Source organism: Sphingorhabdus sp. SMR4y, assembly GCF_002218195.1.
Lineage (GTDB): Bacteria > Pseudomonadota > Alphaproteobacteria > Sphingomonadales > Sphingomonadaceae > Parasphingorhabdus.
Genome location: NZ_CP022336.1, coordinates 964338 through 989317, shown reverse-complemented (window position 1 = coordinate 989317; position 24980 = coordinate 964338). Strand labels below are relative to the sequence as shown.

The window sequence follows — 24980 nt, the reverse complement described above, 5'->3', positions numbered from 1 at the left end:
GGCATGCAACCGCACCAGCGGATAAAATTGCGCTGCATGCTCTGCCGGAAGCCATCCACCGGATGGTTTCTATATCGAAGAAAATGGTAGACGCTGAGGGGTTCGAACCCACGACCCGCTGATTAAGAGTCAGCTGCTCTACCAACTGAGCTAAGCGTCCACTACAGGGGCTATATAGGGCCGGATTTCCGGAACGCAACCGGTTGGTTGGGAATTTTCATCCAAACGCGTTGCCGCTTCGGCCCGGATTGCGTTCGATCGACATCAGGATGCCGACACAGATCATGATGGTCATCATCGACGAGCCCCCGTGACTCATGAATGGCAGGGGGATGCCGACCACTGGCGCCAGTCCCATCACCATCATCAGGTTGATCGCAACATAGAAGAAAATCGTCACCGTCATGCCCGCCGCTGTGAGCTGGGAAAAGCGGGTTTTTGCCTTCATGGCGACGCCAAGGCCCCAGCGGAACAGCAGGAAGAAGCAGAACAGCACCAATATACCGCCCATCAGGCCCCATTCCTCGGCCATGGTGGCGAAGACGAAGTCCGTGTGGCCTTCCGGCAGATAATCGAGATGGCTCTGGGTGCCGTTCAGAAAACCCTTGCCGAACAGGCCGCCTGATCCGATCGCGATTTTCGACTGGCTGATATGGTAACCGGCGCCGAGCGGATCATTTTCGGGGTTGAGAAAGGTGGTTACGCGGCGTTGCTGATAATCTTCCAGCGCGAAGAAATAGGCGAGGGGAGCCAGAACCGCGACCGCTGCCGCACCGCCGATAAAGAGGCGCAATGGCAGTCCGGCGAGAAAGGCGATGGTCAGCGCGCCGGTGACCACGGTGATCGTGGTGCCGAGGTCGGGTTGCATCAGGATCAGGGCGCAGGGCAAGGCCAGCAGCCCGAACAAGGGCCAGATCGCGCCCCATGTCCTGATCTGGGCGGGCGGCAGGAGATCGTAGAAACGGGCCACCGCCAGGATGATCGCGACCTTCATCAGTTCCGATGGCTGCAGCCGAATGACGCCGAGATTGAGCCAGCGCTGGCTGCCGCCCCCGACCGCGCCGATCAGCTCGACCCCGAGCAGCATGAGAACAACGACGATATAAATCGGGAAGGCCATGGTCTTCCAGAAATTTTCCCGGAAGCGCGAGAGCACGATGGCCATCCCGACAAAGATCGTGAAACGGACCATGTGCAGGCCGGCCCAGGGGGTCAGGCTGCCGCCAGCTGCGGAGTAGAGAACGACGAACCCGAAGCTTGCCAAGACAAACAGCAGCAAAATCGTTTTCCAGGGCAATTGCGCGATCGGAGCGGGAATGAAATCACTCAACCTTATTCTCCCGCGGTGGCATCAGCGCTGCTGTCGGCCGTGTCCGCTTCGGCAGCGGCCGGGTTTTCGGCCATTGCCTTTTCGAGATTCTTGCGGGCGCGATAGGCGGCCATCTTGCGGTCCATCCGTTCCTGGATCGTGCCGCCCCAGGATTTTTCCAGCCCGGCAAGCACATCCATTGCTTTCTGGCGATCATAGAGAAAGGTCAGTACGTCCCTGGCAACTGGATAGGCTGCGCCGGACCCGCCGCCATGTTCGATAACCACAGCGGCCGCATAGCGCGGATTATCATAAGGAGCGAAGCACACGAACAGGCCGTGGTCGCGATATTTCCAGGCGACATCCTGACCGCCGCGCCCGAAGTCGAGATTGACCACCTGCGCGGTACCGGTCTTGCCTGCCATCTTGACATCGTCAAGCGGCAGGCGCGCCCGTCCGGCAGTACCCGGCCCGTTGACCACATCGCTCATCGCCTTCTGGACGTAGAGCAGATGCTCGGGGTCGAGATTGAGCGTCTGGATGGGTGATTTTTTTTCATCCATGATCAGGCGAGGGACGATATTCTTGCCGGTCGCGAGCCGTGACGCCATGACCGCGAGCTGGGTCGGATTAACCAGCATATAGCCCTGGCCGATGGTGGTATTGACCGTGTCATAGGCCTGCCATTCGCGCTTGTGCTTTTTGCGCAGCCAGGCCGGATCGGGGACCGTGCCGTAAAACTGGCTGGCCACCGGCAGCGGATATTTCTGACCAAGACCCAGACGGTTGGCCATCAGCGCGATCGGATTGATGCCGATTTTCTGGGCAAAATAATAGAAATAGACATCGCAGCTCTGGTAAATGCCCTTGGCCAGGTCAACCCGTCCGTGACCGCCGCGTTTCCAGCAGCGGAAGCGCCGGTTGCCGACCTGCAGTCCGCCATTGCAATTGACCGTTTCATCGGGATCGAGCCCCGCTTCCAGAAAGGACAGGCCAACCATCGGCTTGACCGTGGACCCCGGCGGGAACAGGCTTTTCAGAGACTTGTCGAGCAGCGGCACATGATCATCTTCGCGCAACATGCCATATTCGGTGACGCCAATGCCGTCGGAGAAGCTGTTCGGGTCAAAAGACGGCATCGAGGTCATCGTCAGGATATCACCGGTCAGGCAATCGATGACCACCACAGACCCGGATTCGGGGCCGAGACGCCGGGCTGCATATTCCTGCAGGTCGATATCGAGAGTCAGTTGCAGCGGCTTGCCGGGAACGTCGGGCCGGGTGTTGAGCTCGCGGACGATCTTGCCCCGAGCCGTTACTTCGACCCGCTTTGCGCCGGGCTCGCCCTGCAAATGGTCCTCGAACATCTTTTCGAGGCCGTCCTTGCCGATCTTGTACCCCGGAGTAATCAATATCGGATCCGGGTTTTCCTTATAATCTTCTGCCGAGGCAATGCCGACATAGCCGACCAGATGGCCGATCGCCGGACCGCTCGGATAATTGCGGGAAAAGCCCTGTCGAGGCGACACGCCGGGCAAATCGGGAAGGCGGACACTGACGGCGGCATATTGTTCGGAATCCAGTCCGGTCGCGACCTGAACGGGCTGGAAACTGCCGGCCTGTTCCAGCTCCCGATTGATCCGCTCAAGCTCCTCCGGGTCGAGGGACAGCAGATTCGCCAGAGTCGCTACGGTCTTTTCCTTGTCGCGCAGCCGGTCGGGAATGATGTCGATACGAAAATCGGTCTTGTTGTTGGCAATCGGCTTGCCACTCCGGTCGATCAGCCAGCCACGGCGCGGTGGCACGAGCGTGAGATTGACCCGGTTGCTTTCCGACAACAGCTTGTAATGTTCGTTCTCGGCTACCGAAATATAGGCCATACGCGCTGCCAGCAGCACGCCAACGCCGATCTGCAGACCGCCAATTACCGTTGCCCTGCGGGTGAAGGTCAGTTCCTGCATGGCGCTGCTGATCGTTTTCGCCGGTTTCATGACGCCACCCGCCAGTTATCGATCGCACCGATCAGCCGGGCGACGAACGGATAGAGCAGGACAGAAAGCAATATCTGCGGCAACAGCAAGTCGAGCCGCAGCAGATTGGAATCGAAGTCAACGATCAGCATAGCGCATATTAGCACAATTGTGATGGCGATCGAGGCGATAAGCCAGTCCTGCCAATAATCACGCCGAACGGCTCTTCGATCAAGCGTCTCGAGCAGAATGAAAATGACCGACCAGAGAAACGCGGCGCTGCCAAAGGGCTGTCCGCTGAAAATATCGTCAACGAGGCCGAGCGGAAAACCGGCCCATACTGCCCAGTAACCGGGCCGGATCAGACGCCAGGCCAGTATCACCAGCAGACCTATTGGCGGCAGGATCGGGTAATCGGTGATAATCGGCAGTGCGGTGATCATCGAGCCAAGGACAACGGTCAGCGGCGGGATCAGCTTGATCCGCAACTGCGAGGGTTGGCGGCCAATCCGGGATTGACGGGACCGGGGCACTATTCGCCGGTTTCCTCTTCCAGATCATCCACCGGATTTTCCTCGATCTGGCGGACCGTCTCGGCCTGAAAAATCGGCTGGACAATGGCATGGCTGACCTTGGCAGGGTTGGCAAGCACCCGGCCGATGGCGCCGGTTTCGGTCTTGCGAATGACCACCGCCACGGGAATGCCAGGACTGTACAGTCCGCCGCTACCCGACGTGATCAGCAAATCGCCGCCCTTGAACGGATTGGTGCCGATGTTGATCGGCTGGATATCGACCGTACCGTCGCCGCGGCCGGTGGCAAAGGCGGGCAGGCTGTCACTGGCGCGCTGCACCGGCGTTACATTCTTGCTGTCCGAGACGAGCAGGACGCGGGCCGTGGTCGGACCGGTTTCCAGAATTCTGCCAACCAGACCCTCCGGCGAACGGACGGGCTGGCCGGGCTCAAGGCCACTGCTGCTGCCGACGCCCAATGTGGCGATGCGGCGGGCGCTCGATGCAGTCGAGCTGATCAGCCGCGCCATGGCAATGGAATCGGGAATTTCCTCATCCAGTTTCAGGAGCCGCTTGAGCCGGTCATTTTCCTGTCTGAGGGCTCGCGCTTCGAGGATTTCTATCCGGTTCTGCTCCAGTTCCTGCTGCATGTCGGCATTTTTCGATGCGGCGTTGAAATAGGCCGAAATTTGATCTCCGGCATTTCCGGTCAGACTGCCAAATTCGGAGAGAGTCTTGCTGACTGGCGCGATCGCTTCCGCACCGATGGTGCGAAGTGCTGAAAATCCTCTCGGATCGATGAAGGAGACAAGCAACAGAAGCAGCCCCAAGACCGCTCCCAATATGCCCAGTAGATAGCTGGCGAATATGCTATATTGCGCCCGCTTGGAAAAGCCTGGACGCCGATTGTTTGGCGGCGCCATATCGGTTTATCCTTTCGTTTCCTGTCGTTGTTCGATCAAATATTCGAAATCAGGCGGTCGTCAGAACGCCCCGGAACATCGGATCTTCCATAGCACGTCCGGTGCCGATAGCGACACAGGCAAGCGGATCTTCGGCCACCGTCACCGGCAGACCTGTTTCATCGCTGAGCGCGGCGTCGAGGCCGGCGATCAGGGCGCCACCGCCGGTCAGGACGATGCCCTGATCAACAATGTCGGCAGCCAGTTCGGGAGCGGTGTTTTCCAGCGCGATGCGAACACCCTCGATGATCGTGCCGATCGGCTCGCTCAGCGCTTCGGCAATCTGGCCCTGGTTGATGGAGATTTCTTTCGGAACGCCGTTCACCAGATCGCGGCCCTTGATATGGATGGTGTGACCGACGCCGTCGGCAGGAGCCTGCGCGACGCCGAAATCTTTCTTGATCCGCTCTGCCGTGGTTTCGCCGATCAGCAGATTGTGATGACGGCGGACATAGGAAACAATCGCTTCATCCATCTTGTCGCCGCCGGTACGGACCGATGTGGTATAGGCAAGGCCACGCAGCGAGAGCACAGCGACTTCGGTCGTGCCGCCACCCACGTCGACCACCATCGAACCGATCGGCTCGGTAACCGGCATGTCAGCACCAATGGCGGCAGCCATCGGTTCCTCGATCAGGAAGACCTGGCGGGCGCCGGCATTGGACGCGGCATCGCGAATGGCGCGCCGTTCGACCGATGTCGAACCGCTGGGAACGCAGATCACGATCTCGGGATAGCTGAACAGCTTGCTCTTGCCGTTCACTTTCTGAATGAAATGCTTGATCATCTGCTCGGCAACATCGATGTCGGCGATCACACCATCGCGCAGCGGGCGGATGGCTTCGATGCTGTCCGGCGTCTTGCCCATCATCATCTTCGCGTCATTGCCTACGGCCTTGACCTTTTTCACACCATTGACGGTTTCGATTGCCACAACAGATGGTTCGTTGAGCACAATGCCCTGACCACGCAGATATACTACAGTATTCGCGGTGCCGAGGTCGATCGCCAAATCTTGCGAACGGAACTTGAACAGATTTTCAAACATATTTGTGTCCGTAATTTCTTGTAGTTGCAGGCCTAGCTGCGACAATTAAACCAAGCGATAATCAAGCTGAACGGGTCATGAAGTTAACCATGGGAATCGCCCAAAAAATCAGGGGTCGCTTGCTAAGGTCGCTTGGGCTAGGAACGCCATTATGTCAATAAGAAGACTCCCAAATAGCCTCATAAACAGGATAGCTGCCGGCGAGGTGGTCGAGCGTCCGGCTAGTGCGTTAAAAGAGCTGGTCGAGAATGCGATCGATGCCGGGGCAAGTCAGATCCATATCCGTCTCGAGGAAGGAGGGCTGAATCTGGTCGAGGTTTCCGACAATGGCTGTGGGATGAGTCGCGATGATATTGCGCTGGCGCTGGAACGCCATGCGACCTCGAAGCTTCCCGACGAGGCCATCGAGCTGGTGACTACCATGGGTTTTCGCGGCGAGGCCTTGCCATCGATCGCCAGCGTGGCGCGGATGACGATCGAAAGCCGCAAGGCCGGAGAAGATGGCTGGTGCCGGGTGGTGGATCATGGCGAACTGGCGGAGGAAGGGCCCGCGGCAATCCCGCCGGGCACGAAAGTGCGGGTCGAGCAACTTTTCGGCAATGTGCCGGCCCGACGGAAATTTCTGCGCACCGCGCGCAGCGAATATTCCGCCTGTACCGATATTGTGCGGCGACTGGCGATGGCGCGGCCCGATATCGGTTTTACGCTGGAACATCAGGGCCGCAAGGCGATCGCGGTGCAGGCCGGGGAGACGGGGCCGGAGCGGGTCGCCGCGCTGACCAGCCGCGATCTGCGCGCCAATAGCGTCGCTGTCGATCTGCAGCGGGAGGAGATTCGCCTGACCGGCGTAGCCGGCCTCCCGACCTATAATCGCGGGGTTGCCGATCACCAGTTTCTGTTCGTCAACGGCCGTCCGGTCAAGGACCGGCTGCTGGTCGGCGCGGTGCGTGGTGCCTATGCCGAGATGCTTGCCCGGGACCGTCATCCGGTTGTCGCCCTGTTCATCGATATGCCGCCCGAGCTGGTCGATGTGAACGTGCATCCGGCGAAGACCGAAGTGCGGTTCCGCGAACCGGCGATGATCCGGGGAATGATCGTCAGCGGTCTCAGAAAAGCGCTCGACGAGGGCGGGTTTCGCGCTGTGCAGCGCCCGGCAGAATCTGCGCTCGGCAGATGGCAGAGCGAGCCGGTGGCGCCCGATCCGCAGGCCAGCATTTTTTCCTCTCCGGCCCGGGCCACCGTAGCCCAGCAACCTTATCCCTCCGCCACGGTCCGCGATGATCGCGCTGCCTTTGCGGAGACGGATCTGCGCGCGGAGATTGCACCGCTGATGGGCAGGGCCGAGGAAGCTTCCGAGCCTGTGCCGGAAGCCACTCGCCATCCTCTGGGCATCGCCCGCGGACAGGTCGCGAAAACCTATATTGTCGCCGAGGCGGAAGACGGGCTGGTAATTGTCGACCAGCATGCGGCGCATGAGCGGCTCGTACTGGAGCGAATGCGCAAGGCGGTTGAAGGCGGCACGGTCGCCTCGCAGGCGCTGCTGATGGCGGAAGTGGTCGAACTGGATGAAAATGCCTGCGACCGGCTTGAGACCCGGGCAGCCGAATTATCGGAATTCGGGCTGGAGCTGGAGCGGTTTGGGCCGAACGCTATGCTGGTTCGGGCCACGCCGGCGATGCTGGGATCGGGGGACGTGAAGCAACTGGTCACTGATCTGGCTGATGAACTGGGAGCCTATGACCAGGCGCTGAGCCTCAAGGAGCGCGTCGACCATGTCGCCTCCACCATGGCCTGTCACGGCTCTGTTCGTGCGGGGCGCGTGCTGAGCGTGGCCGAAATGAATGCCCTGCTGCGCGAGATGGAAGTGACTCCGCATAGCGGCCAGTGCAATCACGGACGTCCGACCTGGGTGAAGCTGGCGCTGGAAGATGTGGAGAAGCTGTTCGGCCGGAAATGAGCATCATGCAGCAAATCCCGCGGTTTGTGATACAGGTCATTGCACGCTGGACAGACTGTCCTAGACAGGAGTCAGGAGAAAAGGGACCTAGCCATGCAATATCGCCCAACGATCTATGCCTTTGCTGCTCTGGCGATGGGCTACGGTGTCCCCGCTGATGCACGGTCCGATGCTGATAACGTGCAACATGCCAAACATGATCTGACCGGCTATTGGCAGCAGGCGGACGGTGAAATCCTGTATTTCACGCAGGACGGAACCAGTCTGATCTCGCGGCACAGCGATGAATCCGCGAGCCATGACCCCGGCGAGATAGATTTTACCGCGACCATTCACGGCACGCTGGTCTACGGCGCCCACCGGGCCCCTGCCTCGCGCGCGATGCAGGACAAATGCGCCCGGCAAATTTGGGTTGGCATGGGGCTGACGTTGAGCGAGGGCGGCACAGAGCTGAGAGGGTTCCGCGGCGACCGGAAAGTTGATCCAGGCACCTGCAGTATCACCGACAGCGCCCCGGTTGCGGTTGTCTATACCAGAATTTCAGGCAGGGATGCCCCGCGATAATCTCTCGGTTTTACCGGAGTATCAAGGCTTGAGCGCCTGCTCGAACGGTGCGAGGCTGCCGTCGCTGTCCAGGGGGGCGACGCCCGCCAGCCTTGCCACAAGCGAATAGATATTCACATTGTCAAATGCCGGGAGCAGGCCATCCGCACGGATACCCGGACCACTGGACAGAAAAAAGGCCATCATGTCGGGATCGCGATGGTCATAGCCATGACCGCCGCCAATTCCGGTCATCCATTCCGGCACATCCTGTAACACGACCCAACCGGTTTCGACCAGGCAGAAGATCGATGGTACGCGGGGATTGCTGCCATAGCCCAGTCCTGCCGGAATATTCTCTCGGTCCCAGCATTGCATATGCTCGTGTTGCTGGAGAAAGGCCGCGCGCACCGCATCTCCGTTGTTTTCCGCCGGTTCGATCGCCAGATAATTGCCGCTTTCGACCAGCCTGTATTGGTCGCGCGCCATGATCCGGTCGAGATAGATGATCCGGTCCGGTGAGGTCTCGGCCATGCCATGATCCGATGCGATGACGAAATTGACCGGTTGGTCGAGAGCCGCGAGCTGCTGCTTCAGGCGACCGATCTCGCTGTCCACTTCGGCGATGGCAGCGTGCAGTTTCTCACCCGGTGCGGGTCCATAATAATGGCCGGCGGTATCGACCGTGTCGAAATAGAGCGTCACCAGCCTTGGCCGGATTTCGGCGGGGCGCCGCATCCAGTCGACAATCGCGTTGACCCGGCGATCATTGGACAGTTTCTGGTTGAACGGCCACCAGTCGGCCGGCCGGACACCATTGAATTCCACTTCCGATCCGGGCCAGAACATGGTTGCCGAGCGAATGCCCTGTTTCTCTGCGGTGATCCAGAGCGGTTCCGCCTGACTCCACCAGAACGGATCCTGGGTGGCCATTTTGAAGACCTCGCCCGGCCGCGCGGCGTCTTCCATCGTGTTGCCGACAATGCCGTGATGATCGGGAGTCTTGCCGGTGACCAGCGTCCAGTGATTGGGAAAGGTCTTGCTCGGGAAGGATGGGCGCATCGGACCATAGATGCCGGATGCCGCCAGCGCGCTCAGATTGGGCGTAATTCCGCGTTCGAGATAATCGGGCCGGAAGCCGTCGATCGAGATCAGAATGGTAACCGGATCGCGTGGTTCAACTTTTTCGCTGCCGGAATCGTCCTGTTCGGGCGTAGTGGCCGCGAGGGATGGGGCCCCGGCCAGCAGGAAACCGGCCAAAACCAGCGAAAACAGATTATTGAACATTATAGCGATCCTCCGAACATCACGTCCTAGCCGGACAATGTGACAATTCAGACATTGAATTTGAAATTGAAGATATCGCCGTCTTTCGCGACATAATCCTTGCCTTCCTGCCGTAATTTTCCGGCATCGCGAGCTGCGCTTTCGCCGCCCAGCGCGACATAGTCATCAAAGGCAATGGTTTCGGCGCGAATGAAGCCGCGTTCGAAGTCGCTGTGGATTTCTCCTGCCGCTTCGGGCGCTTTTGCGCCCTTGTGGACGGTCCAAGCGCGGGCTTCCTTGGGGCCGACGGTGAAAAATGTTTGCAGGTCGAGCAACTGGTATCCGGCGCGAATGACCCGTGCCAGGCCCGATTCCTCAAGGCCCAGTTCGGCGAGAAATTCGGCGCGGTCTTCCGGCTCCATCTCAACCAGTTCGGATTCGATCGCGGCGGAGACGATCACGGCCTCCGCGCCTTCGGCCTTCGCCTTTTCGAAAACCTTGGCGCTGAGGTCATTGCCTTTTGCGGCATCGGCTTCACTGACATTGCAGACATAAAGCACCGGCTTGGCGGTCAGCAGCTGCGACTGGTCGAAAATCCTCTGTTCTTCCTCGCCTTCCGGCTCGGTCAGTCGCGCGGGCTTGCCTTCGCGCAGCAATTCCAGTGTCCGGCCGAGTACATTCGCCGCAACCTTTGCTTCCTTGTCGCCGCTACTGGCTTTTTTCTGGAAGGCTGGAACGCGCTTCTCGAGACTTTCGAGGTCGGAAAGCAGCAATTCAGTCTCGACCACTTCGGCGTCGGAAATCGGATCGATCTTGTTGGCGACATGCTGGATATCGCCATCCTCGAAGCAGCGCAGCACGTGCACGATGGCGTCGACCTCGCGGATATTACCGAGAAACTGGTTGCCCAGACCTTCGCCTTGTGACGCGCCCTTCACCAGACCGGCAATGTCGACAAAGGCAAGCTGCGTTTCGATGATCTTGGCGCTGCTGGCGATTTTCGCAATCTGCTGCAGTCGCGGATCGGGTACCGCCACCTGGCCGACATTCGGTTCGATCGTGCAAAACGGATAGTTTGCCGCCTGTGCTGCCTGCGTCTCCGTCAGTGCATTGAACAGCGTTGATTTTCCGACGTTGGGCAGGCCAACGATACCGCATTTGAAACCCATTTATTCACTCCGTCCTGCTGAAGCTGATTGTGCATCCCGTGCCAAATAGCCTGAAAGTTGCGCATATACGCTCTGGACCCTGAATCAAGTTCGGGGTGATGATATATGCAATAATGCCCGCTAATCCTGCATCCGCATGGCGACTTCGCTCATGAAGCGCGGATCATCGCCTTTCGCCAGCCAGTCGGCTTCGTCAGCAATCACCCCGAGCATATGGGCGAGATCGTCAATTTCCGACTTCGCATAATTGCCGAGCACATGGCCGGTCACCCGTGACTTGGTACCGGGATGGCCGATACCGATGCGCACGCGGCGGAATTCGGGGCCGATATGGGCGATCATCGATCTTATGCCATTATGGCCCGCCGCACCGCCGCCGCGCTTTACCTTGATCTTGAACGGTTCGAGATCGAGCTCGTCATAGAAGACGGTGACATCTTCCGGCTGCAATTTGTAGAAATCCATGGCCGCGCGGACGCTGTTGCCGCTTTCGTTCATGAAGGTTGCGGGTTTGAGCAGGATCAGTTTCTCACCGCCCAGCCGCGCTTCCATGGTCCACCCCTTGAACTTCTGCTTGGGTGGTGGAAAACCGTGCACTTCTTCAAGCGCATCAATCACCATGAAGCCGACATTGTGCCGGTGCATCGCATATTGCGCACCCGGATTGCCAAGGCCGACCCATAGTTGCATTTTCTAACGCGCTCCTCGCCCATAATGAGCATTTGGAAAGACAAAAAAACCGTCCACGCCCTGTTTGATAGGCATGAACGGTTTTTCGTTACATTGTTCGGTGGCTGAAGGTCTAGCTGTCTTCGCCTTCGACCGTATCGGCGTCCTGCTCGGTAACTTCCGTTTCGCCGTCTTCGCCTTCCGCTGCTTCGTCTTCATCATCGGAAGATTTCAGGGCAGACGGTGCGGTTACGCCGGCAATTGTGAAGTCACGATCCGTGATCGAGCTTTCCGCGCCGTCGGGCAGGGTAACGTGGGAAATATGGATCGAATCACCAATTTCCAGGCCGGTTACGTCGATTTCGATCTGGTCAGGGATATGATCCGCATCGCACATCAGGTCGAGCTCGTGACGGACAACGTTCATGACGCCGCCGCGTTTCAGGCCAGGCGATTCTTCTTCGTTGATGAAGACAACCGGAATATTGACCTGAACCTTCGCGCCTTTCGAAAGGCGGAAGAAGTCGACATGCAGCGGGCGGTCGGTGACCGGATCAAAGGCAACATCCTTTGGCAGAGTGCGGGTTTTCTTCCCGTCGACTTCCACCTGAACCAGCGAGTTCATGAAATGGCCCGTGCCGAGCAATTTGTTCAGTTCACGTTCTTCGACGTGGATGGTTACGGCTTCTTTCTTGTCACCGTAGATAACGGCAGGGACACGGCCTTCACGACGCAATGCACGGGAGGCTCCCTTGCCAGCCCGTTCGCGTGGCTCGGCTGAAATAGTCAGCTGATCACTCATAATGTTGCTCCAAAATTAGCTTTTGTTAGATTTCCGCCACGCCTCCAGGGTGCACATGGCCGGAAAGAGGGCGCTATAAGGTTGGATTATCGCAAAAGCAAGGGCTTTGCGCGGTCCGCAGGGACTAGCGGAAAAATCCGATCTGCGAACTCGTGGCAAGCAGAATGCCGCTCTTTGACCAGATTTCCACCCGGCCGTCGGTGGCACTGTTCCGTACGGTCGCCCCGGTAACGCGCAGCAACATATGATCGCTTCCCGCTTCCGCGAGGTCTTCTTCGCTGGCGTAGATATAGCTGGCCATGGTCACGCTGGAGCCGGGCCGGAATTGATTGGTAACAAAAAAAGTCCTCGGCATAGGCGTGTCGAGAATCGAAAGCAGGCTGATCCGGTCGACCGGCCGGCCATCGGTTTCCCTGATCCAGACAATGCCTTCCGGCGAATCGTTCACGGCAAAGGGAATGCCCTTGGCAATGCGCTGATCATAATGAACGACCCATTCCGGGGCCATGGGGTTGACCGAGGGCAGGGAGAGGGAGTCTTCCGGCAATTTGGCTGCCGGCATCTCTACCTGATAATCTATATCTGTCGGACGGCGCGTGCTGGTGACGATATCGGCGGCGTTGGTCAGCGATCCGTTCTGAGACAGTTCCACTCGCCAGAATTGGGTCGAAGACCCGGCGCGCAGCAATCTGACGGCCAATCTCACCTCACCCGGGCCAACGCCGGTCATGAAGATGATCTGCTGCGAAACCAGAGGACCGCGGCATTCCGGATGCATTGTCACCGCGCGACCCGCAATCGCCGCAACCCAGCCGCCAAAAGCCATGCCGGTCGGATTGCGATAGACATCGCTAGCGGGTACGCTGAACAGCCCGTCTTCCAGCGCCACCAGCGTGGTTTCCTGATCAAAAATATATGTCATATTGGGCCCTGATTACTGAATTTTTTCGACTTTATAGCCGCGTTTGGCGAGCGATTCCTGAACCGCGTCCGGCCCGGCCAGATGCGCTGCGCCGACCGCCACCAAAGATGTGCCGGGGCGTTGCAATCGCTTGTCCAGTTGCTCGACCCAATCGAGATTGCGAGCCACCAACAGATATTCACGGGTCCTGGGATCCGTCAGAATCCCGGTGTCGGATAGCGTCACGATATGCTCAAGATCGCCGGTCATCCAGGCGTTGAACAGTTTTTCAAAGGCTTGCTGCGCATCTTCCGATTCCTCCAGCACACTGGTCAGCATCTGGCGTTGCTGCTCTTCGGGGAGCTTGTCGAAATAGCCCAGTTGCAGTTCGATGGTTTCCAGCGCCTCTATCGGTTTGCCGGCCTTTTCAAACTGGGCCGTGAGCTTCTTCTCGACGCCACCGCTTGATTTCAGCCCGAGGCTTCTGGTCTGTGCGGACGCCAGCGATAATGCCGCGGCCCATGTTTCCATCCGGTTGAGCGCACGTTCGGAAATATCGGAGGCGTCGATGATCCGGTCGAGGTCATCATGCAGCGCCGGGTTGATGCGGTCATCCAGCTTCGCCTGTCCGGGAGAGATGGCCAGCCGGGAAAATATTCTGGCCGCATTCTGGGTATCCTCCAGCCCCAGCACCTCGATCACCAGCCGGTCAGAATCGGCGATCGCGGCCTCGAGTGCCGGCGTTCGCCATTGCACGTCGTCAGGCAGGATATGGATCGTACCGAACATATAGGCCACACCGACTTGGCCAGGCTGGGTGCCGCTGATCCTCCAGAGCGCGGGCGTGCCCGTTTTGACGGTGTTCAGCGCGACATGGTCGGGCGTGTTGTTGCAGGCCGTGAGCAGCAGTGAAGCAAGTAGTGACAGGATGATGGTCAGAAAATGCATATTGCCTAACTGGTGTGCGGGCGGGGAAAAGAAAAGCCGGGAGCGAGAATAATCAATATTCGACCCGTTCCGCCACAAGACCCTTTTCCGCCAAAATTGCCTGCAGGCTACTCGCTCCGGCGAGATGGCCGGCGCCAACCGCCAGGAAAATCGTGCCCGGCTCTTTCATCCGTCCTTCTACCCATTCCGCCCAGTTCCGGTTGCGATTGACCAGCAGGGTCTCGTAGAGCATCTCGTCCTCCAGCCCGGCATTCATCAGCTCACCCAGCGCATCGACATTGGCATTGGCCCATTCGGCGACCATCTGCTCCATGCCTTCGGCGGTGTCGTCGATATTGTCGACGGTGAAATTGAGAAAGCGGATCTGGACCTCTTCGGGCAAATCATCGAAAAAACCCAACTGCTGTTCCGGCGTCTCAAGCCCGGTAATCCGGATGGCGCGTGCTCTGGCCTGAGCGATCAGTGCATCCTCGACCCCCTGATCTGCAGCATAACCGCTGCGAACAAGCGGGATAAGCGAAAGATTGACGCTGGCGAACCACGGATCGAGCGGGTCGAATGCAGCAACCGGCATGTCCAGCTTGACCATCGTCGCTTCATATTCGGCGCGGTCTTCGACGTCCAGCTTGTCGCGCAGCGAAACGCCGCTTTTGTTGATCGCCAGCTCGTTGACGATATTCATCATCGTCGCGGCATCCGGCTTGATCATTTCGATCACCAGTTCGTCGGACGAGTCGAAGCTGTCCTTCACGGCCTCGTCGAACCATGTCATGCCCGGTTTCAGGATATGGACGGTGCCGAACAGATAGAGGGTCGTGTCCTCATCCCTGATCACCCAGAGCGCCGGATCTGCATCATCCGGCATTGTCGCGGGTATATATTCCGGAGTGGAAGCAACGCTGTTGACGGCTGCCGGTGTGGCATCGCTGCCGGTGCTGGCGATATTCTCCGCCGGCGCTGAGCAGGCGGCGAGCGCCATGGAGAGCGGAATAAATAAGCGGTTAAAGAGCCAGTTACGCGGCATGAAAGGAATGCTCCATCAATAAGATATCGTCGTCTTCATTGAACAATTGATGGCAAATGCCCAGCAAAAATTGCCGGAAAGATCGATCGGCAGAGGGGAGGTACTGGCGACTGCCAAACGAATCTGTTAATCAGATGGTTAAATCAAGGAGCCTATCGATGAGCACGATCCACGCCCGCACCTGTCATATCTGCGAAGCCAATTGCGGCGTCCTGGTCGAAGTGGAGGGGCGGGAGATACGCTCGATCAAGGGCAATCCCGATCATGTACTGAGCCGCGGGCATATCTGTCCGAAGGCGACGGCGATTGCCGATCTGCAAAATGATCCGGACCGGCTGCACAAGCCGGTGAAAAAGGTTGATGGACAGTGGCAGGAAATCGGTTGGGATCAGGCTTTTTGCGAAATTGCCGCAAAGCTGACCGCGCTCAAGGGGGAGGGCGCCAAGCCGGCCATGTATATGGGCAATCCGGCAGCCCATGATTATGGTATTTCGACGCAGATCAGCGCGCTGCGCCGGGCTATCGGGTTGAAAAATATCTACTCCGCCTCGACACTGGACCAGATCCCGCATCATGTCGTGCAATATCATATGTATGGGCATGTCAGCCTTGCCGCAGTGCCGGATATCGATCGTAGCCAGTATCTGCTGATCATCGGAGGCAATCCGGCAGCGTCCAATGGCAGTATCTGGACCGTGCCCGACTTTAAAAAGCGCGTGAAGGAAATGCGTGCGCGCAATGGACTGCTGGTGGTGGTCGATCCGCGCCGGACCGAGACCGCCAAGCTCGCCGACGCGCATCATTTCGTGCAGCCGGGGACCGACACCGCGCTTTTGATCGGGATATTGAAAAGCGTGTTTGACGCCGGGTTGGTCGATGTTTCGCGACTCGAGAATATTCTGGACGACAGCTGGGCTGCGATAGAACCGGCTTTGGCAGGCTTTGATATTGAACAGCTATCCGCCCATTGCGGCATCGCCGTGAAGGACATGCAGGATATGGCCGCGCAGCTTGCCGCCGACCAGCCGGCGGCCATCTATGGCCGGATGGGCGTTTCGGTCTGCGAGTTCGGCACGCTCAACCAGTGGCTGATCCAGATCATCAATATTGCGTCCGGCAATCTTGATCGGGAAGGTGGCACGATGGTGCCGGAACCCGCACTCGACACGATCAATCTGGTCGGCAGGGGATCGGTGCGTACGGCCAATACGGTGCGTGGCGTCATGCCCTCGGTGATGAGCGAATTGCCGATGGTGACCTTTGCCGACGAAATGCTGCGTGACGATGACGAGCGCATTCGCTCGCTGTTCGTGGTCACCGGCAATCCGGTATTGTCCGCGCCCGATGGCGCGAAACTCGACCGGGCGCTGGAACAGCTGGACCTGATGGTCTCGTTCGACATGTATGTCACCGCGACCAGCCGTCACGCCGACTATATATTGCCGCCCTGCGGACCACTGGAGAAGGACCATTATCCGTTTTTCTTCGGGCCGCTGGCCATCCGCAACTACGCCAGCTATTCGCCGGCGGTCTTCGAACTGCAGGATGGCGAAAAGACCGATTGGGAAATAATCGCCGAACTGGCGCGCGAAATCCTGGCGCAGGACGGGCAGGACGTCCCCAATATCCGCGAACCGCGCGATATACTCGACAATATGCTGCAAAGCTCGCCCGCCGGCCTGACTTTGGCAGAGGTGGAGGCGGCTCCTAATGGCATTGATCTCGGACCGCTGCGCCCGTGCATGGCCGAACGGCTGCGCACCGAGGACAGGAAAATCCACTGCGCCCATCCGGACTTTCTCGCCGAACTGCAGCGCTTTGCCGTGTCGCTCGACGCAGAACAGCTCGACAGCCTCCGCCTGATCGGCCGCCGCCACGTCCGGCAGAATAACAGCTGGCTGCACAATAGCGAACGGCTGCTCAAGGGCCCGGATCGCTGCACGCTGATGATCCATCCTGATGACGCTGCCGCACGCGGATTGACCGATGGCGTCATGGCGTCAGTTGCCAGCCGGGTGAACAGCGTCGAAATCCCGGTCGAAGTCACCGATGACGTCATGCCGGGCGTGGTGTCGATCCCGCATGGCTTCGGTCATGGCCGCAAGGGTGTCGGCCTGTCGGTAGCGCGCGAGAAGCCGGGCGTTTCGATCAACGACCTGACCGATACCGAGCGGTTCGATCCGCTGTCGGGCAATGCGGTGCTGAACGCGGTGTCGGTGACGGTGGAGAAAGCCGAGCTATTGGTCGCAGCGGAATGAGCGCGTCATCGGAATGTTCTCGTCATCCTGAACTCGTTTCAGGGCCTCGAAAGGCTGTGTGCGATCTCAAGGGGTCCTGAAACGCGTTCAAGATGACGAATAAGGTCGCAAATCAGGCCATTCCTCACTTGACCCTCTGGCGCCCTTTCGCCAAAGCAGCGCGTAAATATTGCACCTCCCTTTTTGGCATGAGAAGAAAGTCTTCATCTTGACCGATACGAAGCCGCTCAGCTTCCAGCAGATCATCCTCAAACTCCATCAATATTGGGGTGACCGCGGCTGCGCGATTCTGCAGCCCTATGATATGGAAATGGGCGCTGGTACCTTTCACCCCGCGACAACATTGCGGGCGCTTGGTCCCGACCCCTGGAACGCCGCTTTCGCGCAGCCCTGCCGCCGCCCGACCGATGGCCGCTATGGCGAGAATCCCAACCGCTTGCAGCATTATTACCAATATCAGGTGGTGCTCAAGCCGTCGCCGCCGGATATCCAGCAGCTCTATCTCGACAGTCTTGTCGCGATCGGCATCGATCCGATGCTGCACGATATCCGCTTCGTCGAGGATGACTGGGAAAGTCCGACTCTCGGCGCCTGGGGTCTGGGCTGGGAAGTCTGGTGTGACGGCATGGAAGTCACGCAATTCACCTATTTCCAGCAAATGGGCGGGTTTGACTGCAAGCCGGTGGCCGGCGAACTGACCTACGGGCTGGAACGTCTGGCCATGTATATCCAGGGTGTCGATAGCGTCTATGATCTGGATTATAACGGTAGTGGAGTAACTTACGGCGATATCTTCCTCGAAAATGAGAAGCAGATGTCGGAATGGAATTTCGAGATCGCCGATACTGACAGGCTGTTCGAACTGTTCAAAATGGCAACCCGGGAATGCAAGACCTGTCTCGACAAGAAATTGCCGCTGCCGGCCTATGAACAAGCCATCACGGCAAGCCATATTTTCAACCTGCTGCAGGCCCGCGGCGTGATTTCGGTGCAGGAGCGCGCCAGCTATATGGGCCAGGTCCGCGATCTGGCGAAGGGCAGCTGCGAAGTCTATATGCAGAAAAACGGGTGGGCCGCGTGATGGTGCAACTATTTCGTCATCCTGAACTCGTTTCAGGCCCCCTTGGGGTGATGCGCCTGCCGCACGAGATCCAGAAACAAGTTCAGGATGACGAGTGTCAGGGAGGAAAATCATGACCGACTTCCTGCTTGAACTGCTCTCCGAAGAAATTCCCGCGCGGATGCAGGCCAAGGCCCGCGCCGATCTTGAACGACTCTTCACCGCGCAAATGGCTGAAGCGGGGCTGAAAGCCGGGACGATTACCGTTTATTCGACGCCAAGGCGCCTCGCGCTGATCGCCAGTGACCTGCCGGCGCAAACCGAAGCGGTGAGCGAGGAAGCCAAGGGGCCGCCGGAAGGCGCGCCGGAACAGGCTGTTGACGGTTTTTGTCGCAAGAATGGGGTGACCCGCGACCAGCTGGAAGTGCGCGACGTCAAGGGACGGCCGACCTATTTTGCGGTGATCAACAGGCCGGGCCGCGAAACCCGGGATGTGCTGGCGGAAGCCATTCCGGCGATCATCAGGGGCTTTCCATGGCCGAAATCCATGCGCTGGGGTGATGCCAGCCTGTCGACCGAAAGCCTGCGTTGGGTGAGGCCACTGAGCGGTATCATTGCGCTGTTCGGCGATGAGCTGGTGGAATGCAGCATTGACGGCATAAGCTCTGGTTACGACACGGTAGGGCACCGGTTTCACCACTCCGTTCGCCCTGAGCCTGTCGAAGGGCAGTTGGCGAAAGGTGCTTCGACAAGCTCAGCACGAACGGAAGTGGGTAAGATTACAATCGGAAACGCCGCCGACTATGCCGAAAAGCTGCGCGCCTGCCATGTGATTGTCGACCATGAAGAGCGCCAGAATATCATTCGTGACGGCGCTGCGAAAGCGGCATCGGATGCCGGTCTCGATCTGGTCGAGGACGAAGGTCTGGTAATTGAAAATGCCGGCCTGACCGAATGGCCGGTGCCATTGCTCGGCAGTTTTGGCCCCGCGTTTCTGGATGTGCCGGAAGAGGTGATTCAGCTGACCGCCCGAGTGAATCAGAAATATTTCATCTGCCGCGACAGGCAGGGTGCTTTGGCGCCCAATTTTGTCTGCACGGCGAATATCGACGCCAGCGATGGCGGCAAGGCTATTATTGCGGGGAATGAAAAAGTCCTTGCTGCACGGCTCTCCGACGCAAAATTCTTCTGGGAACTGGACCAGAAGACCCCGCTGGAGGATCATGCGAAGAAATTGAGCAACATTGTTTTCCATGAAAAACTGGGAACGGTTGCCGACAAGGTAGAGCGTGTGGCCAAGTTGGCCGAGTGGCTGGTTTCTTTAGAAGGGAATGGTTTTTACCAGCCCAGCCCCGGCGATACATTTCATGGTGAAGTGTCCGAGGCCGCACGTCTCTGCAAAGCCGATCTCGTCACCGAAATGGTCGGCGAGTTCCCCGAGCTGCAAGGCTTGATGGGCGGCTATTATGCAGAGAAAGAAGGAAAATCGCAGGCGGTCGCCAACGCGATCCGCGATCATTACAAGCCGGTCGGGCAGGGCGATGAAGTGCCGACCGATCCGGTGACGGTCTATGTGAGTTTGGCGGACAAGCTGGATACGTTGGTTGGTTTTTTTGCGATTGATGAGAAGCCTACGGGATCAAAAGATCCGTACGCCTTGCGCCGGGCGGCATTGGCTATTCTAAGACTGATTGTTGAAAATAGCATACGCACAAGCCTTCAGGAGTTGATTGAAGAAAGCTACTATCGCTTTCAGTGCGCAGCCGACCGTGGCTGGTTTCTTTATCTAGTTGCTGTGGATGGTGGTGCTGGATTTGTACCAGCAAGTTATGATCGTCTGAAAGCCATGAACAATGATGTTTTGTGGGCATTCGATAAAGATCCAAGCGATGACTCGTTTCAAGTTCCCTATGAACAAGATCAATTGGAAGCTTACAGCAAAGCTAGATTCGAGAGATTCAATACCCTGAAGATCGAACTAATGGCATTTCTTGCCGATCGCCTCAAAGTCCAGCAACGCGAAGCGGGCGTCCGTCACGATCTGATCGACGCGGTCTTCGCGCTCGGCGGTGAAGATGATCTGGTACGCTTGCTCGCCCGGGTAAAGGCGTTGCAGGCCTTTGTGGAAACTACGGATGGCGTGAACCTGCTCGCCGGTTACAAGCGGGCTTCGAATATCTTGAAGAAAGAGGCGCCGGATGGCGCATCCAACACTCGTCATCCTGAACTTGTTTCAGGATCTCCGGAGGTCCTGGAACAAGTTCAGGATGACGAAGGTAATGTTGCAAAACCCCTTTCCTACACACCCGAAAAAGCGGAAAAGGCACTGATCGACGCGCTCGACGCGGCGCAGCCGCAGGTGAGTGCCGCGATCGAAGCCGAGCAGTTTGAGCAGGCGATGACCGCGCTGGCCGCGCTGCGCGGACCGATTGACCAGTTTTTCGAGGATGTGACCGTGAACGACGATGACGAAGACAAGCGCAAAGCCCGGCTTGCCCTGCTCGCCCGTTTTCGCAACGCCGTCCACCAAGTGGCTGATTTCTCGCAGATCGAGGGCTAGAAGATATTTGATTCATAACAGTGTAAAATGTGTAAAGTTCGGCGGCGTATTTTTCGGCAATGCGTAGTGCATGAGAAGCCTCTCTTCTTCAGGGGAGGGGATTGAAGGATGGGGTATGAGGCAAGCGGCTCGAGGCCGCTTTCCGATTTGTCCGGTGACCCGGCATTACCCCAGAACCTCTTCTGAAGAGAAGGGGCTAACATATGGAGTTGAAAGCAAGAATGACCCAATATGTATATCGTTTCGGTGGCGGCATGGACGCAGATGGAGCGCCATCTGACAAAACAGAGGCTCGCAACCTGCTTGGCGGAAAAGGTGCCAATCTCGCCGAAATGGCCAATATCGGTTTGCCGGTTCCTCCCGGTTTCACGATCTCGACCGAAATGTGTACGCGCTATTATGCCGAGGGTGGCCAATATCCGGACAGCGTCCGCGACGAAGTGGCGCAGGGCGTTGCTCATATCGAATCCGTAACCGGCAAGACATTCGGCGATGCCGCCGACCCGCTGCTCGTCTCGGTCCGCTCCGGCGCCCGCGCCTCGATGCCGGGGATGATGGACACGGTTCTCAATCTGGGCCTCAATGACGAAACCGTGGAAGGCCTGGCCAAGACCTCCGGTGACGAACGCTTTGCCTGGGACAGCTACCGCCGGTTCATCCAGATGTATTCCGATGTGGTGCTCGAACTGGACCATGACGCGTTTGAAGAAGCGCTTGAAATTGCCAAGGAAGACAATGGCTTCTTCACCGATACGGAGATGGAGGCGCAGCATTGGCAGGCGCTGGTGGCCGAATATAAGTCACTGGTCGAGGAGCAGTGGGGCAAGCCCTTTCCGCAGGATGTGAATGATCAGCTCTGGGGTGCGGTCAGCGCCGTGTTCGGCAGCTGGCAGGCCGAGCGCGCAAAAGTCTATCGCCGCCTCAACGACATTCCCGGCGAATGGGGTACCGCGGTCAATGTCCAGGCCATGGTCTTCGGCAATATGGGCGAAACCAGCGCGACTGGCGTAGCATTCACCCGCAACCCGTCGACCGGCGATAGTGCCTATTACGGCGAATGGCTGATCAACGCTCAGGGCGAAGATGTCGTCGCCGGCATCCGCACGCCGCAATATCTCTCCAGGGCAGCGCGCGAGCAGGCCAATGCCAAGCCGCTGTCGATGGAAGAGGCGATGCCGGAGACCTACAAGGAACTGACCGACGTCTTTGATCTGCTCGAACGCCATTATCGCGATATGCAGGATATCGAATTTACCGTCGAACGCGGCAAATTGTGGATGCTGCAGACCCGATCGGGCAAGCGGACCGCCAAGGCGGCGCTGAAGATCGCGGTGGATATGGCCCATGAAGGTCTGATCACCGAGGAAGAAGCGGTAATGCGCGTCGATCCGATGGCGCTAGACCAACTGCTCCACCCGACACTCGATCCGGATGCCAAACGCGACGTTCTGACCGCCGGTCTGCCGGCGTCTCCGGGCGCGGCCAGCGGGTTGATCGTGTTTGACAGCGATACCGCCGAACGGCGCACCGAAATGGGCGATGACGTCATTCTCGTCCGGGTCGAAACCTCGCCCGAGGATATTCACGGCATGCACGCCGCGAAGGGCATATTGACCGCACGTGGCGGCATGACGTCACATGCGGCCGTGGTTGCCAGAGGCATGGGAAGGCCTTGTGTTTCCGGCGCCGGCACCATTTCGATCAACAATGACACGAAGGTCATGAAGGTTGGCGACCGCGAACTGAAAGAAGGCGATCTGCTGACCATCGATGGCAGCAATGGCCAGGTGATGGCCGGCCGCGTTGATACGATCCAGCCCGAACTGGTCGGCGACTTCGGCGTGCTGATGGTCTGGGCCGACAAGGTCCGCCGTCTGGGCGTCCGCACCAATGCGGAAACGCCGCTGGACTGCCAGGTCGCGCGCGATTTCGGTGCCGAGGGCATCGGCCTGTGCCGGACCGAACATATGTTCTTCGATGCGGCGCGGATCACCGCGGTCCGCCAGATGATCCTGGCACCCGATGAACAGGGCCGCAGACAGGCGCTTGCCAAATTGCTGCCGGAACAGCGCAATGATTTCCGCCAGATTTTCGAAGTCATGGTCGGCCTGCCGGTCACCATTCGCCTGCTGGATCCGCCGCTGCACGAATTCCTGCCGCATCACCAGTCAGAATTCGAGGAAGTGGCGAAGGCGGCTGATGTCGGTGTCGAAACGCTGAAACAGCGGGCCGCCGAGCTGCACGAGTTCAACCCGATGCTCGGACACCGTGGCTGCCGGCTTGGCGTCACCTATCCCGAAATCTACGAAATGCAGGCGCGCGCTATCTTTGAGGCGGCCTGTGAAGTGGCGGAAGCCAGCGGCGAAGCGCCGATTCCGGAAGTCATGATCCCGCTTGTCGCCACCGCGCGCGAGCTGGAACTGATGAAAGATGCGGTCGATCGCATGGCGAAAGAAGTGTTCGCCGAAAAAGGTCGGGAGATCGAATATCTCGTCGGCACGATGATCGAACTGCCGCGTGCTGCGCTGATGGCCGGTGAAATTGCCGAACATGGCGAGTTTTTCAGCTTTGGCACCAACGACCTGACCCAGACCACTCTGGGTGTCTCGCGCGACGATGCCGGGCGCTTCCTGACTCAATATGTCGACAAGGGCATCTTCCCGCGCGATCCGTTTGTCAGCCTCGATATCGAGGGCGTGGGTCAGTTGATCGAAATCGCGGCCGAACGGGGCAGGGCGACGCGCTCTGGCATCAAGCTGGGTATCTGTGGTGAACATGGCGGGGATCCCGCATCGATCGCCTTCTGCGAGAAAACCGGCCTCGATTATGTCAGCGCCTCGCCCTACCGGGTACCGATCGCCAGACTGGCCGCAGCGCAGGCAGCCCTGTCGCAACGATGAAATCAAGCCGCCCCGCTGGCTGAGCGGGGCGGTGACCGGCCGGGCATGACAGTCCGGCAGGCGGCTCCGCAACCAGCGCGGGGCATTGCTGGTGATGGAATGGAAAGATAGTTGGGCAGAAGGGCAATTTATGGGTTGCCAGCGGGGAATTCAGCCCCTATCTGCACCATCTGGTTAGCGCCCATAGCTCAGCTGGATAGAGTACTTGACTACGAATCAAGGGGTCGGGAGTTCGAATCTTCCTGGGCGCGCCACTTTCCTTCTTTTGCAAAAGCCTGCACCAAGGTGCACTTGCGTGGCGGCCTGTGGTCGCCTAGTTTGTCAGCCCGTATCCGATCAACCGAAGGACCCGAATTGGCCGACCATTCCCTTTCTATCGAAGACGCGCTTGCAGAGCGCGAAGCCCAGAAAATTCCGGTACCCGACGAGGTGCAGGAAGCGGTGCGCACATTGTTGCGCTGGTCGGGCGAAGACCCGGAACGCGAGGGGCTGGTCGACACGCCGAAGCGCGTGGCGCGGGCGTGGAAGGAATATTGTGAGGGCTATGCCGAGAACCCGGCTATGCACCTGGCGCGCACCTTTGAGGAAGTGGGCGGCTATGACGAGCTGGTGCTGCTGAAGGACATTCCGTTTCACTCCCACTGCGAACATCATATGGCGCCGATCATCGGCAAGGCGAGCATCGCCTATATGCCGACCGACAAGGTCGTCGGCATCTCCAAGCTCGCCCGCGTGCTGCACGGATTCGCCCGGCGGTTGCAGGTTCAGGAAAGACTGACGGCGGAAGTGGCCGAATGTATCTGGGAAAATCTGAAGCCACAGGGCGTGGCGGTCGTGATCGAAGCCAGCCACAGCTGCATGACCGCGCGCGGTGTCCGCACACCGGGCGTCTCGATGACGACCAGTCGATTGCTCGGCTGTTTTCTGGACGATGCACGGAGCCGCGAGGAAGTCATGAGCCTGATGGGCTATTGAACGGTCAGGCGTAACGGGGATGCTGTCGTTGTTCCCGAACCGCCCGGTCGAAAAACAGACAAGTTTGCCGGAAATGAAAAAGCCCGGATCTGGTAGCCATCTTGCGATGGTCCGGACCCGGGCTTTCCAAATGAGAAACGGAAGAAA

At 58.7% G+C, this 24980-nt stretch carries 19 protein-coding genes and 2 tRNA genes; 8 read left to right on the top strand and 13 right to left on the bottom strand.

All coding sequences use genetic code 11. The annotated features are described in order from the left end of the window. Positions 1–84: 84 nt before the first annotated feature. The 6 genes from SPHFLASMR4Y_RS04675 to SPHFLASMR4Y_RS04650 form a co-directional block, all read right to left on the bottom strand. A tRNA-Lys gene (locus SPHFLASMR4Y_RS04675) sits at positions 85–160 on the bottom strand. 57 nt (positions 161–217) lie between these two features. After that, positions 218–1336, bottom strand: a complete 1119-nt coding sequence (gene rodA, locus SPHFLASMR4Y_RS04670) for a rod shape-determining protein RodA (protein WP_409928909.1) — start codon at positions 1334–1336, stop codon at positions 218–220. Then, positions 1333–3300, bottom strand: coding sequence for a penicillin-binding protein 2 (gene mrdA, locus SPHFLASMR4Y_RS04665; RefSeq protein WP_089132517.1), 1968 nt, complete (start codon positions 3298–3300; stop codon positions 1333–1335). Before mrdA ends, rodA begins: the two co-directional genes overlap by 4 nt. Further along, positions 3297–3812 carry a rod shape-determining protein MreD gene (gene mreD, locus SPHFLASMR4Y_RS04660; RefSeq protein WP_089132516.1) on the bottom strand — a complete coding sequence of 172 codons (516 nt, stop codon included), beginning with the start codon at positions 3810–3812 and terminating at the stop codon, positions 3297–3299. Before mreD ends, mrdA begins: the two co-directional genes overlap by 4 nt. Then, complete coding sequence (mreC, locus tag SPHFLASMR4Y_RS04655; RefSeq protein WP_089132515.1) at positions 3812–4714, bottom strand: rod shape-determining protein MreC; 903 nt, start codon at positions 4712–4714, stop codon at positions 3812–3814. The genes mreD and mreC overlap by 1 nt, the downstream gene beginning before the upstream one ends. Positions 4715–4763: 49 nt before the next feature. Next, positions 4764–5801, bottom strand: coding sequence for a rod shape-determining protein (locus SPHFLASMR4Y_RS04650; protein WP_089132514.1), 1038 nt, complete (start codon positions 5799–5801; stop codon positions 4764–4766). Positions 5802–5952: 151 nt separating this feature from the next. On the opposite strand from SPHFLASMR4Y_RS04650, the gene mutL reads away from it, so the two are divergent. Together mutL and SPHFLASMR4Y_RS04640 are read left to right on the top strand one after the other, a co-directional pair. Then, positions 5953–7758: a DNA mismatch repair endonuclease MutL gene (mutL, locus tag SPHFLASMR4Y_RS04645; protein WP_089132513.1), complete on the top strand. Its 1806-nt coding sequence runs from the start codon at positions 5953–5955 to the stop codon at positions 7756–7758. Between the two features lie 93 nt (positions 7759–7851). Beyond that, positions 7852–8322 carry a hypothetical protein gene (locus SPHFLASMR4Y_RS04640; protein ID WP_089132512.1) on the top strand — a complete coding sequence of 157 codons (471 nt, stop codon included), beginning with the start codon at positions 7852–7854 and terminating at the stop codon, positions 8320–8322. Positions 8323–8343: 21 nt separating this feature from the next. On the opposite strand, the gene SPHFLASMR4Y_RS04635 is transcribed toward SPHFLASMR4Y_RS04640, so the two are convergent. The 7 genes from SPHFLASMR4Y_RS04635 to SPHFLASMR4Y_RS04605 form a co-directional block, all read right to left on the bottom strand. Next, positions 8344–9588: an ectonucleotide pyrophosphatase/phosphodiesterase gene (locus tag SPHFLASMR4Y_RS04635; RefSeq protein WP_089132511.1), complete on the bottom strand. Its 1245-nt coding sequence runs from the start codon at positions 9586–9588 to the stop codon at positions 8344–8346. A gap of 47 nt (positions 9589–9635) precedes the next feature. Next, positions 9636–10736, bottom strand: a complete 1101-nt coding sequence (gene ychF / locus SPHFLASMR4Y_RS04630; protein ID WP_089132510.1) for a redox-regulated ATPase YchF — start codon at positions 10734–10736, stop codon at positions 9636–9638. Between the two features lie 120 nt (positions 10737–10856). After that, a complete protein-coding gene (gene pth, locus SPHFLASMR4Y_RS04625; protein ID WP_089132509.1) occupies positions 10857–11426 on the bottom strand; it encodes an aminoacyl-tRNA hydrolase in 570 nt (189 codons plus the stop codon). Between the two features lie 112 nt (positions 11427–11538). Beyond that, complete coding sequence (locus SPHFLASMR4Y_RS04620) at positions 11539–12207, bottom strand: 50S ribosomal protein L25/general stress protein Ctc (RefSeq protein ID WP_089132508.1); 669 nt, start codon at positions 12205–12207, stop codon at positions 11539–11541. A 124-nt stretch (positions 12208–12331) separates the two neighbouring features. After that, positions 12332–13129, bottom strand: coding sequence for an acyl-CoA thioesterase (locus SPHFLASMR4Y_RS04615; RefSeq protein ID WP_089132507.1), 798 nt, complete (start codon positions 13127–13129; stop codon positions 12332–12334). Positions 13130–13141: 12 nt separating this feature from the next. Beyond that, on the bottom strand, positions 13142–14056 hold the full coding sequence (locus tag SPHFLASMR4Y_RS04610; RefSeq protein ID WP_089132506.1) for a TraB/GumN family protein: 915 nt from the start codon (positions 14054–14056) through the stop codon (positions 13142–13144). Between the two features lie 52 nt (positions 14057–14108). Beyond that, positions 14109–15080, bottom strand: coding sequence for a TraB/GumN family protein (locus SPHFLASMR4Y_RS04605; RefSeq protein WP_089132505.1), 972 nt, complete (start codon positions 15078–15080; stop codon positions 14109–14111). 158 nt (positions 15081–15238) lie between these two features. Between SPHFLASMR4Y_RS04605 and SPHFLASMR4Y_RS04600 the strand changes: the two genes are divergently transcribed. The 6 genes from SPHFLASMR4Y_RS04600 (at position 15239) to folE (ending at position 24833) form a co-directional block, all read left to right on the top strand. Continuing rightward, the gene (locus SPHFLASMR4Y_RS04600; protein WP_089132504.1) at positions 15239–17338 is read left to right on the top strand and encodes a molybdopterin oxidoreductase family protein; all 2100 of its coding nucleotides are present in this window, start codon (positions 15239–15241) and stop codon (positions 17336–17338) included. A gap of 208 nt (positions 17339–17546) precedes the next feature. After that, positions 17547–18419: a glycine--tRNA ligase subunit alpha gene (locus tag SPHFLASMR4Y_RS04595; RefSeq protein WP_089132503.1), complete on the top strand. Its 873-nt coding sequence runs from the start codon at positions 17547–17549 to the stop codon at positions 18417–18419. Between the two features lie 112 nt (positions 18420–18531). Beyond that, complete coding sequence (glyS, locus tag SPHFLASMR4Y_RS04590; protein WP_089132502.1) at positions 18532–20958, top strand: glycine--tRNA ligase subunit beta; 2427 nt, start codon at positions 18532–18534, stop codon at positions 20956–20958. Positions 20959–21179: 221 nt separating this feature from the next. Continuing rightward, positions 21180–23858 carry a pyruvate, phosphate dikinase gene (gene ppdK / locus SPHFLASMR4Y_RS04585; protein WP_260807073.1) on the top strand — a complete coding sequence of 893 codons (2679 nt, stop codon included), beginning with the start codon at positions 21180–21182 and terminating at the stop codon, positions 23856–23858. 177 nt (positions 23859–24035) lie between these two features. Beyond that, positions 24036–24112 (top strand) — tRNA-Arg (locus SPHFLASMR4Y_RS04580). A gap of 100 nt (positions 24113–24212) precedes the next feature. Then, entirely contained in the window at positions 24213–24833 is a 621-nt protein-coding gene (gene folE, locus SPHFLASMR4Y_RS04575) for a GTP cyclohydrolase I FolE (protein WP_186266043.1), read from the top strand. Positions 24834–24980 lie beyond the last annotated feature (147 nt).